Source organism: Nostoc sp. KVJ3 (genome assembly GCF_026127265.1).
Lineage (GTDB): Bacteria > Cyanobacteriota > Cyanobacteriia > Cyanobacteriales > Nostocaceae > Nostoc.
Map to the genome: position 1 here is coordinate 319,829 of NZ_WWFG01000002.1, position 12,663 is coordinate 332,491.

Below are 12,663 nucleotides of genomic sequence, written 5' to 3' on the forward strand. Positions count from 1 at the left end.
CAAGCATGAGTTAGGTAATCACGATCTCTCCAACGGGCGATGTCTATCGACAAGCCGTTGCACGTCTACGCACAAATTATCCGAAAGCACTAAAGTTTACCATCAAGATTACTATGCTCAAACTATTGCCTAAATTTGCAATTGGGATCGCAACTGCTGCTTTTAGCACTGGCGTAATTGGAACAAGTCTTGCTCAAAACTCTACTGTTAGCTATGACTTTACAATTAATGTGACTAAAGGCTCGTTAGCAGGCAAATCCTTCAATGGCAGCTTCAGCTACGATAATTCGACCTTAAAAGGCATTGGAGTTGAAGAGTTGGGAGTTACTCAGGGATTAAAGGCTTGTTTTAACTATCTTGGACGTAACTATAGCGAGAGTGATGATCGTGACTATCCTACCTTCCCGAAACTAGTTTTTGAGAATGGCTTAATCAAACAACTAGACTTTTGGTTACAACCAGAAAAACGTGTTGTCTGGTGGAATTTACCTGGATGGGAAGTTAAGTATACCCAGCGTCAAGCTTCTGCCCCTACCGTTCTAAATTGCCAAAAACGGTAAAGCGATACCTATTTAACTAAAAGATTTTATTGTATTAATAATTGCTCCTCTGACGTAGATAATTTAGTTGAATAAGCCTCAAATGCTTAACTTTTAGTTGTCAAATTTTCGTAAACGTCGGCTGCGGCAATCAAATAATTTGACTGTTACCGACTATGAACAAAGCGATAGCAACTCTTAGACACGCTACGCCATAACCCATTTCAACACTTTAGGGTCTTTATCATAGTGATAGGTAAAGCCGTTCCTAGTACTGATAGACTCCCCTTTGCTTGCCTTACTTCTAATAGTTTTAATGGAATAGCAACTTAATTCAGTCATTTCTTTATGAGAAAGCCCTTCAATTGTAGCTTTTTCTGTTAATATTTCTAATTGACTTTGGGACTCATTATTAGGAAAATCATCTATTATGATATGAGCAATTTTAGGAGGATTATGGGCGATTGCTTTTTGATTTCGATAATCTTGCACAGTCACAAGTTGCCAACTTGAATCTTGCGAAAGTTCCAAAACCCATTGATGATAATCAAATAGACTTTCCCTGTGCCCAACACTAATGAATGTTGTTTTCGTCTCTTGTAACTGCTGATATAAACTTCCTTCATTCTTCAAATCCAAAGCACTGGTCGCTTCATCTAATATAGTAAAGCTAGGACGAGTAACTAATAGTCGTGCGAAAGCTAGGCGTTGTTGTTCTCCCAATGAGAGTATATTTTCCCAAGGAACTTCTGTATCGAAGTCATCAACTCGATGTAGCAAGTTTTGCAGGTTAACTTGTTGTAATACTTCTTTGAGTTCCGCATCGGTCATCTGACGATTAGTATTAGGATAAAGTAACTGTTCACGCAAAGTTCCCAAGATGATGTAAGGACGTTGGGGTAAAAATAAGACTTCTTCTAGGGGAGGTCGCACTAGACGGCCTGTTCCCGCATTCCACAAACCAGCGATCGCTCTTAGCAGAGAACTTTTACCTCGACCACTAGGCCCAACAATCAATAAACCTTCTCCTGGTCGAACATCAAGTGATAAATTTTCAACGATTACCTGTTCATAGTTAGGCGTTTGTAAAGTGACATTCTCAAAAGCGAGATGATTTTCTTCTATCGTTTTAATGCTACTGACTTTCTCTGGTTGTTTAGTTACTTCTTCTAACGCATCTGAAAATTCAGATAACCGTTCAACATAGCTAGAAAATCTTCCAGAATTCCCAAATTCATTGATTAAATCACCCAAAGCATTAGCAAAAAAATAGCAACATATAGACGCTTGGCTAATTTCTCCAAATTCAATTTCACCTTTAATCTCTAAAGGTCCAAATACTATATACGGAAATATTTGAATTACAGATTTATAACCTCTATTAAAAATCTCATTGTTCCTCTCCCAATCAATTTTGCGTTTAGCATTTTTTATCAAATTATTAAATCGGCGGCCAATAATATTTGATTCTTGTTTCTCTCCTCGAAAGAAAGCTATTGATTCAGCATGAGTACGAAAATGAGACAGGCAATAGGTGTAGTCAGCTTTCGCTTCGAGTTCTTCTCGATTAATTTTATTTAATTCTTGGGTCAAATAGACAGCAATCAAATTGCCTATGACCGTATAAGTAACTAAAATCAGTGCAACAGACTGAGAGATTGACCAAAGAACTAATAAAAAAGCTGTCATCTCCAGTATTTTTTCCAGGAGAGTAGCTGAAAAACTTAAAGCATTGCTTGCAATGGGTTCGATTTCTTGTGATAAACGTTGATCTGGATTATCAATATTAGATTTAAAGTTGATTTTGTAATAAGCTCGACTGTTTAAATATTTTGAGAAAATCTTATTATTCAGCCATTGATACCAATCTAGAGCAATTTTTTTTCTCACTAGTTTGGAGAATCCTACTAAGAGAGTTACCAATACCAGAACTGAACCATAAACCAGTAAAGCATCAGAAAACTTAGAAAGATCCTTCTCTTCAATGATGATATCGAGCAAATAGCGATTAATAAAGCTATTAAAAACATTTGCACCGACAAGTGCAATTATTAATAATATCAGGAGAATGAGCATTCCCCATGAGCGAATCACGTCTGAGAATGCTCTGTCTCCTGGTTCGTTTGGATACCAGTAAGGTTGGGCAACCGCCTTTACGTCTTTCCAGAATTGAATAAAACCGAAAAAAGCATTTGTTGAAGGTTGAGCTTGAACAACTTGGGTTGGCATATTCTGAAATTAAACTAAGATTTTACGTAATAACTAAGCTAGTTATATGGAAGTAGTGTTAACCTGAGTTCGACGTACGAAAATGCCCAAAAGCCTTAGAGATAAAGCTTTTCGCTGAAAAACACATTCGGTCTTTGTTCTCAACAAGGCTTCTATAATGATAATAAACATTCTATTCTCAACAAATACCTTTAATTCTCAATAATTGCCGTAAGAAAGCGCCTATATCATTTGGTCTGAAAGCTTATCAGACAAGATTTTCAAGCTAATTTTTTATATCGAACTCAGGTAGTGTTAATACCAATTTAATGTGAAGTTGCACATATCTTTATCCCCCTAAATCCACGCCACGTGCTTTAAGTCGGGAAACCCGCCCAACGCAGTGGCTCCCCTTAAAAAGGGGGACTTTGATAGATGTTTTTCCGGTTCCCCCCTTAGTAAGGGGGGCTAGCGCGGTCTTGGGGTGTCTCCCCAAGTGGAGCGACTGGCGTGGGCTAGGGGGGATCGAATTTTATGCAGCTTCATAAAAAATTGGTATAAGGCTCAATTTCTTACTAAATAAGCATTGCAGCCATAAATAAAGTAGCAAATCGACCTAATGTAATTGTTGGGCTTTTTGGACAATGATAGGCTTTTTCTCACGACTCGGAAAACATATTTTTGAAGGCATTATTTAGCTAAATATTTCTACTATCTGACGCATTGATTCATCTGCTGCAATCTTCTTGATGTCGATAGTTGACAGCAGTACAGATAATAAGTTTTCGGCAGATGATTTTTGCGTCATGTTTTATATTCTATAACGCAGTATGTACCAATTTACATTTTGATTTTTTGTTTTTACCGCAATTTACAAAGAAAAGCAGAAGGCAGAAGGAAAGAAGTATTAATAAAAACTTTAGTTGTGAGTTATTGCCACTCGTAGAAAAAAATTGTGTCGAGATGCGGAGCGGGAGACACAAGGTGTCCTTACTTCAATCCCACGTTCTGAACAAGCGGATATCTCTTAACTGTCTTAACTGTCTTAACTGTCTTAAATTGGTATTGTATTTTGTTGAACAATGTGAAATAATCCACAAAATAAAGTAAAAAGTACACCTCTACGTAAACAAACTCCGTCTATTTAAAAGTAAACTCCCCCGCAAATCTAAATAAAACATATTATCGTATAAGTGAATTTCTGACAGGAATAGTTATCAGAAATTACCGCCAATTTAACTTTATTTTTAGCTAAGACTGTAAGCAGCTGCAACCTGTCCGCAACCCCAGTTTTTCGCCACTCTATCAGGTAGCCTTAGTCTGCGATCGCTCCCACTAGATGGATATCGATGGTTTGATTTTGGAATCAATGATTGCAGGGTCTAAAGGAGCCGCCTTTGATTTAACCTGATCCATTCTTGAGGGTTCAAGTTCACTCAAAGGTACGTGGAATTATAACACTGACTTATTTGATGACAGTGCGATCGCGCGGATGATGGGGCATTTTGTAACTGGAGTTTATGTAACTTAGTTTGACTCCCAGACATATCCTCTGCGATTTACTTTACGCCAAGCCTGGGGAGTAGTTCCATAATATTGCCGAAACTGACGAAAGAAATGATTGATACTGCGATAGCCTAATGCCATAGCAATCTGTTGTATTGACTGATCGGTTTTCAACAGCAAAGTGCGTGCGGCTGTTACTCGCCGCCTAACAATCCAGCGATTTAGGGTTTCTCCGGTTTGATTTCGGACTAACCCAGTCAAATATGCGGAAGAGAAACCCAGATATTTTGCTACATCACGCGAGCTAATTGACTCGTGATAATGAGTTTCAATAAAGTTAAATATCTTTTTTAGCTGAGGACAAGAAGCAAAAAGCGAAGAAAAATTTGTGAATTCATCTATTTCATCGGCTGACAACTCCAAAACTCGCTGGGATTCTAAGGCAAACCATTGCTTGAGAATTGCCTGTTTTTTCAGTTGGGCTGCGATCGCTCCTAGTAATTCTTCTGGAGTAAAAGGCTTGATCAGATAGTCATTCGCCCCCAGTGCCATACCTTGCCTAACCTCTGCTTGGGTACTTTTCCCAGTCAAGAAAATAAAAGGAATAATGGCAGTGGTAGGATTTTGGTGTAGTGTCTTCAGAACTCCATAACCATCTAGTTCTGGCATCATCACGTCGCAGATTGCTAAATCGGGCAGATGTTCATGTGCCTTTTGGACACCAATTCGACCATTCTTAGCACTGATTATTTGAAATCCTTCTGTTTCCAAACAATCTATCAAGATTTCTCTGGTTAATTGCTCATCTTCGATGACTAATACTTTGATCATATTTTCCTCTCTTTCTCTGTTGTAGGTGCTTTTGGGTTGCTAGTTTTGTCAGGGGAGTGGGATACTTGCGGTGGGCAGAGCCAAGACAAACTCAGTCCCTACACCAACTTGACTTTTGACTGTAATTTCACCACCGTGGATATCCACAAGGTTTTTCACAATGGCTAATCCCAAGCCATTACCTGGTAAGTTATCGACATTTGTACCTCGATAAAATGGTTCAAACAATCTCTGTTGATCGGCATCCGTAATGCCAATACCTCTGTCTTTAATCTCAAAAATAACTTTTCCGCCTTGGCAAGAAACTATGAAATCGACAGTGTTACCAGAAGGAGAATATTTAATCGCATTTTCAAGTAAATTTGTCAGAATAATCTGAAGTATTATTTTATCCAAGCTAACTGATAAACAATCGCTTTTACAGCCGAATCTGATAAAATTTTGGTAACTTTCATTCGGATATAATTCTGCCAATAGGTTATGGCAAAATTGAAGTAAATCAAGTGGTTTTGGCTCAAACTTTAACTTTCCTGTTTCTGCTTTACCGATAATTAAAACTTCATCGATTAACAAACTGAGCATTTCGACTCCTTTTTGCAGCCGATTAATATAGTCCTGTATTTTTTTCTTACTCCAGTCATTGCTATGACATTTTAGTAAGTTGGTGCAAAATGAGATGATATTTAAAGGAACCCGCAATTCATGTGAAACCATTGAGAGGAGATGTATTCTATTCTCTCCTAGTTCTTTTTCTCGTTCTAGAAGTTGTTTGATTTTCTCTTCTGCTTGCTTGTGCTTGGTAATATCTACTGCTGTTACCAATGTGGCTGGCTTTCCTGCAAATTCTATCACTTTAAGCGAATAATCTAGCCAACATTCTTCACCATTTTTGGTTAGTAATTTAACTTCTTGATATTCTGGAACAGTAAAATGAAGGTAATCAATAATTTGTTGACTATCCTTAAATTTTATTTGTTGAAAAAGATCGATTTGGATTAGCAATTCTTCACAAGAATATCCAAATAAACAACAGGCTGCATTATTACAATACAGAATCTTTCCATCCGATCCTAATAAAAAAATCGCTTCCGCTACATAGTTCATCAAGGACTTAGTTAACTGTAAATCCTCTTCTTTTATTTGCTTCTCTGTGAAAGAGGGAGAATCTAACAGCAGATTATTAAAAACCATCTTTTTAATTCCTGCAATGAAAGTTTGATTTAAGCAAAGATGGGTCTAGCAGTATATCACTGAAATAGTGTTGAGTAAAATAATTGCATTGCAGTGCGCTGCTACCGCAAGCAACAAAGGCGGAGCATTCCCAGCCTCTGACTGAGAAGGAGAGATTTTTGCCCAAAATCATAACATGGACAAAGTTACAAGATGCTATTATCTAGTTAATATTAAGCATAACTTAGTTAACTTGTCTAGACAAAATTAGGTTAATGGAGCAAGATTAAGTGAAGATTAACCTTAGTTAATATTTGAAAAAATTTACAAATCTGGGTTGAAATATCTTTTTTGGGTATTATCCAGGCTAGAATTTGCCGTGACCGGGGTGCGATCGCATCTGACTTAGAGGAAGACAAAGTACTCTGGGAGAAGCTTTTGGAGAGATAAAGGCGATGAACTCTAGCCACCCCTAAAAAAACTTACCCTGAATAGACGAAAACTTGTTGTTTGCACAGTTACCTGGTGGTAACATATAATTACCAATTACCTGTACTAAAATATAGTAACAAAGTTAATATAAAGGTTGACCTATAGTTAACTTTTATATCAACTAGGCAGTAAATTATATCCACTCTTAACCGTCCATGCATTTAGAAGAAGTCATAAAAACTATAGATAATGTCGTTTTCAGCAACACAGGTCAGCATTTGAGAGATGTTGAGGCTGTTGTACTGCGAGGGACTTGGCAAGCTAAAACTTACGAACAGATTGCCGAGACTTGTGAATATAGCCTAAATTACATCAAACAAGTAGCTGCCCCCAAACTTTGGAGATTATTGTCAGAAGCTCTGGGAGAGAACATCAGTAAAACGAATTTTCGATTTATCATTGAGCGGCAATGGGAGGGGCACTTAGAGAAAATATTACCTTCCCCTGAATTGGTGAATTCTTTATCAGCAGCAAATATCAATATAGATGGAAGAAAACCCAAGGCTAGCAGCGACAGTCAAATCAAACCGCAGCAATATTGGGGTGAAGTGCCAGAAATAAACATTTTCTACGGACGCACTCAAGAATTTGCCATGTTAAATAAATGGCTTGTAAATGATAGTTGCCGACTCATCGCAGTTGTTGGTATGGGGGGAATTGGCAAAACAAGTCTGGCTGTACACTGCATTCAACAAATACAGGATCAATTTGAGTTTGTGATTTGGCGAGATTTGCGGAGCGCTCCATCAGTCAGCAAACTATTGGCTGAACTGACTCAATTTCTTTCTCCCCAGTCCAAAAATTATTTCATAGAAGAAGACATTGACGCGCAAATCTCTGATTTCATCGGTCTTTTACGCCAACATAGATGTCTGATCGTTCTAGATACAACGACAGTAATTCAGCAAAGTAGTCATGTTGCTGGACATTATCGAGAAGGATATCAAACTTATGGCAAGTTATTAAGACGATTAGGGGAAGAGTCTCATCGCAGCTGCTTGATGTGGATAGCTCGTGAGAAACCCAGAGAAATCGTGCTGATGGAAGGAGAAACTCGTCCAGTTCGCTCTCTATATCTTAAGGGGTTGGATTGGCAAGCTCAGGAAATCCTCAAAGACAAGAACTTGTTAGATAGAGATAGTTGGGAAGACTTGATTCAACTTTATAGAGGTAATCCCTTAGCTTTAAAAATCGTTGCTAGCACCATTCAAGAATTGTTCGGTGGGAAGGTTTCTGCTTTTTTGAAACAGGAGACTATTGTTTTTGGGGAGCTAAACGATATTTTAGACGAGCAGTTTGAGTGCATATCGGCTTTGGAGCAAGAAATTCTCTACTGGCTGGCCATTGAGTGTCAACCGATTTCTTTATCACAATTGCGTGCAGATATCTTAGCACCTGTGGCTCAATCAGAATTGATCGAGGCATTGGAATCGCTCTTGAGGCGATCGCTAATTGAAAGAACTATCGCCCAAGAGGAAGTGATATTCTCACTTCAGCAGCCTGTAGTTTCCCAATACGTCATCAACCAAATCGGTGAGCGGATTTGTGCAGAAATTCAGGAATTTGGCAGAAATAACAAAATTGAGAAAATTCAACTCTTGAGAACTCTAGTTTTAGTGAAAAGGACACAAGAGAATGAAGCTATCCAAGAAATGCAAGTCCGCTTAATACTGAAACCAATCAAGAACCAACTATGTAAAATTCTCAAAGATGAAAATCTGATTTCGGAACTGCTAACCAAAATTCTCTCATTATTGCAAGGAAAAACTTCGCTAGTTGTCGGATATGCTAAAAGTAATGTCGAAAGTCTGCTTTTGGAACTAAAATTGGATCTGGGCAATCTCAGCTACCGATAACAGTTAATCAGTTTTTGCAAATCTAAAACGTTCAAACATGAGCTACTGTATCAACCCCTGGTGTCTTCATCGCAAAAATCCTGACGATCGAGAGTCTTGCCAGAACTGTGGCTCTAGTTTAATTATTAACGAGCGATATCGGGTAATTAAGCCTTTACGAGAATTAAATAAAAATCACTACACAGAAATATTTGAAATAGATAACTTAGGAACCACAAAAGTTCTAAAAGTTTTGACCAGCAATCGCCGTCGCTTGGTAGAATTATTTGAGCAAGAAGCGAGAATTCCTAGACAGTTGGAACATCTAGGAGTTCCTCAAGTCGATACTTACTTCTGTTTTTCTCCGAAAGACCGATCGGAAAAATTGCACTGCTTGGTAATGGAGAAAATTCCGGGGCAAAATCTTGCTCATTGGTTAGAAGAAAATGGGGTATTATCTGAAAAGTTGGCAATTGATTGGTTACTACAGCTTGTCAAACTATTAGCAGGATTTCATCAAGAACAAGTTTTGCATCGAGATATTAAGCCATCTAATATCATGCTTCGTCCCGATGGAAAACTGGTATTGATTGACTTTGGGGCGGCGAGACAGGTAACTATGACTTATGTAGAAAAACTCCCAGGAGGTGACGTTACTAGAGTTTACTCTATGGGATATACAGCCCCAGAGCAAATGAATGGTCAAGCTGTTTATCAATCAGATTTTTTCGCTTTAGGGCGGACTTTAGTGAATTTATTGACAGGTGTGCATCCGAATGAATTACCAAAAAATCCCCAAAATGAGCGGTTAATTTGGCGAGGTCAAGCACCTCAGATTTCTGTGGGTTTGGCAAATTTAATCGACGATTTGATGACACCGTTGCCCCAAGAGCGACCCCTAGAACCGCAGAGAGTTTTAGAGCAACTTATAGCCAGCCAAGAAGAAGAAATCCAGATTAATGAGTTAAGTGCAGGACAACAAAAGTTATTATCAAGGGCGAGGATTTTTGCTGCAAGTGGGTTGGGCAACACTTGGCGCAATTTTGGTAAAGTAATTATTTTGAGTTTAGCGATCGCCTTTTTGGTCATGGGCATCAGATATGTAGGACTACTCCAACCCTTTGAGTTAAAGACTTTCGACCATCTAATGGCACTGCGACCAATAGAAAAACCAGATCCACGCCTTTTGCTCGTAACTATTGATGAAGCTGACATTCAATATCAAAATCGAATGCTTATGCCTATTCGCTGGTCTTTATCCGACCAGGCACTCCTGCAACTTTTAGAAAAACTGGAGCAATATCAACCCAGAACCATAGGCATAGACATCTATCGTGATTTCCCCGTCAACTCCGATTATCCCGATTTAGCAACTCGCCTACGCTCAGACAGTCGTTTTTTTGCTCCCTGTAAAATTCCTTCTCCTGAAGATGGTGTTCCCGAAGGTATTCCTAACCCTCCAGAAGTGCCAAAATCACGCCTGGGTTTTAGCGATTTTGTTGCAGATGATGACGAAGTTGCCCGTCGCCATCTTTTACATTTAACCCCTCCGGTTACGTCTCCTTGCGCCGCAACTGATGCCTTGAGTCTTCAGATGGCACTCCACTATCTAGATAAAGCAGGCATTAAGTCAAAGGTTGCTGCCGATGAGCAACTACAGATTGGCAAAGTATTGTTCAAACCATTAACAGAGCATAGCAGTGGTTATCAACACATAGATGCATCTGGATACCAAATACTGCTTAATTATCGTTCTTTGCGCTCTCCTGTAGATATTGCCCAGCAGGTATCTCTCAGAGACATTTTAGAAGATTTGGTAACGCCTGAATTAATCAACTTGGTTAAAGATCGCATAGTAATCATTGGTGTTACTGCTGCTAGTGCTACTGATGAGTGGAAAACTTCTTATAGTGCGACAGCACTTCCTAATCGTCAAGAAGTACCAGGAATGTTTGTCCAAGCTCAGGCCATTAGCCAGATTCTGAGTGCAGTTCTCGATGGGCGGCCTTTAATTTGGTGGTGGGCTGGTTGGTTAGAAGGACTTTGGATCTGGGGATGGTCATTGCTGGGAGGCATTCTTGCTTGGTGCATTCATTGCCCCATCCGTCGGGGAATAGGAGGTGTCATAGCACTTTCTCTGCTTTTCGGTATTTGCTATCTGACATTTATCCATGCTGGATGGATACCACTTCTTCCCGCCGCGTTAGCACTGATAGCCGTCCAAGTGGCAGTTATATCATTAGTTCCACAGACTCGCTGATCCTAGTTTAGAAACGTCAAAAATTTTAGGTTTTGAACTATGACTGAGAAGAAATTACTTCCTCAATTGATGAGCCTGAGATGTATTGTGCCTTTAGCGATCGCTAGTCTAGCAAGTTATTCTTTACCAATCCAGGCGAAAGTTGCCAAATTAGTCACAACTGATGTTAGCCGTCAGCAAAATCAGTTAGCGCAAAAACCAACCTTACCTGACAACGGAGCGCCCGTTGGCCGCCGCAGAGGAGGAACTAGTCGCAGTGATTGTCCAGCCCTCAACATTCCAGTTACCGCCTTAGTTCCTGGTAAGGAGGCTTTAGGTGATTTTCAAGACTCCATATCTTTTTTAGGTTCAACCATCTCCGAGCATCCAACATTTTGGGTCTATACCCCAAAAGTACCAAACAGCGATCGCTCTGGAGAATTTGTCTTACAAAATGAAGCCGGAGACGATATTTACCGAAAAGTTTTAACGCTACCTCCAACAGCAGCAATTATCGGCATCAGTCTGCCATCAATTCCGAAATATTCTCTAAAAACAGGTAAAAAATATCATTGGTATTTCACAGTCTATTGTGGAAAACCAGAACCGGAAACCGGATATTTTTACGTTGATGCTTGGATAGAAAGAGTTGCGCTGACAAAAGATTTGGATATCCAATTAAAGATGCAGAAATCTCAGGATTACCTAACTTATTTTGAACAGAATCTTTGGTATGATGCACTGACAAAATTGAGCGAACAAATTCGTGGGAATTCACAAAATAACAATCTTAAAACAGATTGGATTAACTTTTTAAAATCTATTGATTTGCAAGATATTGCTCAAGAGCCTGTGACGATATTGCATGAGTTATGAAAAATAATTCGTAATACTTCTCTACGAGACACTGCGCGAACGACTTCGCTCAGTACAAGTTCGTAAGGGACTTCCAACAAATAAATTATCCAATCTTGAAATAGTTGAGTATTTTTTTATTTGGAAGTCCCTAATTCTTAATGATATTAGGCGTAAGCCGTAACGCACTTGACTCCAAAGTTTTTGATGCGTTACGCTGACGCTAACACACTCTACTTAATATTTCAAAAATCAAATATGAATCCTATATTTTATTCAAATTCGAGGCTTTGGGCAAAAACGAAACATAAGTTACTAATGACTAAAAATAGTGTATTTGAAATTTATAATTCAATGATAATCTAACTCTTGAATACTACTTAATCTAGGTGGACAAAATGGTTGCTTGGCTTAATGTTGATAAAAACCGGCTGATTGTTGCAGATATAATTATCAAGGTTTGGAATGATTTGCAATATAAATCAATGTTCATTGCTGAACCCAAAAGGATTTTGCAAGAAGCTGGTGTAAATAACATTCCTGAAATCATAGAAATTCAGGTACTAGAAAATACCTCTGAACGTCAATACATTGTCTTTCCTGAAGAAGTTCATACTAATGACTATATAGCGGTTCTCAGTCGAGTGAGGTACAAGAACCCCACCCCCAACCCCTCCCCGCAAGCGATGAGGGGACTATGATGTACCTCATGTGATTAGGAAACGCTATAACGATCTGATCGGATGCATACAAAATTTACTGCCACTGCGTCCAAGACAAGAAATAGTTCTTGTTCAGAATACTGAAAATTTGCAATTTATTATTTTACCTACTCCTCCTGAAGATTTTCTTGCTGCATCTACCTTGGAAGAAATGGAAGCAATACGAGGAGGCGTAAAAATACCATCGGTTGTAAATTCGCAGCTAGTAGTTAGTAAACAGGTACTTGTAGCTGTTAACTCAGATGAACTAATGTAATAACTGAAAA

Annotated in this window: 9 protein-coding genes; 6 read left to right on the forward strand and 3 right to left on the reverse strand. The window is 38.8% G+C overall.

Translation table 11 applies throughout. From position 1 onward, the window contains the following. Window positions 1-113 precede the first annotated feature (113 nt). Complete coding sequence (locus GTQ43_RS17435; RefSeq protein ID WP_265274006.1) at window positions 114-560, forward strand: hypothetical protein; 447 nt, start codon at window positions 114-116, stop codon at window positions 558-560. 186 nt (window positions 561-746) lie between these two features. Here GTQ43_RS17435 and GTQ43_RS17440 read toward each other — a convergent pair whose 3' ends face one another. The 3 genes from GTQ43_RS17440 to GTQ43_RS17450 form a co-directional block, all read right to left on the reverse strand. Continuing rightward, window positions 747-2,768: an ABC transporter ATP-binding protein/permease gene (locus GTQ43_RS17440; protein ID WP_265274008.1), complete on the reverse strand. Its 2,022-nt coding sequence runs from the start codon at window positions 2,766-2,768 to the stop codon at window positions 747-749. 1,506 nt (window positions 2,769-4,274) lie between these two features. Further along, entirely contained in the window at window positions 4,275-5,084 is an 810-nt protein-coding gene (locus GTQ43_RS17445; protein ID WP_265274010.1) for a response regulator, read from the reverse strand. 48 nt (window positions 5,085-5,132) lie between these two features. After that, window positions 5,133-6,275, reverse strand: a complete 1,143-nt coding sequence (locus tag GTQ43_RS17450; RefSeq protein WP_265274011.1) for a PAS domain-containing sensor histidine kinase — start codon at window positions 6,273-6,275, stop codon at window positions 5,133-5,135. A 626-nt stretch (window positions 6,276-6,901) separates the two neighbouring features. On the opposite strand from GTQ43_RS17450, the gene GTQ43_RS17455 reads away from it, so the two are divergent. The 5 genes from GTQ43_RS17455 (at window position 6,902) to GTQ43_RS17475 (ending at window position 12,653) form a co-directional block, all read left to right on the forward strand. After that, window positions 6,902-8,602 (forward strand): NB-ARC domain-containing protein, encoded by a 1,701-nt coding sequence (locus tag GTQ43_RS17455; protein ID WP_265274012.1) that lies wholly within the window; start codon window positions 6,902-6,904, stop codon window positions 8,600-8,602. 37 nt (window positions 8,603-8,639) lie between these two features. Then, the gene (locus tag GTQ43_RS17460; protein ID WP_265274013.1) at window positions 8,640-10,841 is read left to right on the forward strand and encodes a CHASE2 domain-containing protein; all 2,202 of its coding nucleotides are present in this window, start codon (window positions 8,640-8,642) and stop codon (window positions 10,839-10,841) included. A 39-nt stretch (window positions 10,842-10,880) separates the two neighbouring features. Beyond that, the gene (locus GTQ43_RS17465) at window positions 10,881-11,696 is read left to right on the forward strand and encodes a DUF928 domain-containing protein (RefSeq protein WP_265274014.1); all 816 of its coding nucleotides are present in this window, start codon (window positions 10,881-10,883) and stop codon (window positions 11,694-11,696) included. Between the two features lie 377 nt (window positions 11,697-12,073). Beyond that, window positions 12,074-12,376 carry a nitrile hydratase subunit alpha gene (locus tag GTQ43_RS17470; RefSeq protein ID WP_265274015.1) on the forward strand — a complete coding sequence of 101 codons (303 nt, stop codon included), beginning with the start codon at window positions 12,074-12,076 and terminating at the stop codon, window positions 12,374-12,376. 109 nt (window positions 12,377-12,485) lie between these two features. Further along, window positions 12,486-12,653, forward strand: a complete 168-nt coding sequence (locus GTQ43_RS17475) for a hypothetical protein (RefSeq protein ID WP_265274016.1) — start codon at window positions 12,486-12,488, stop codon at window positions 12,651-12,653. Window positions 12,654-12,663 lie beyond the last annotated feature (10 nt).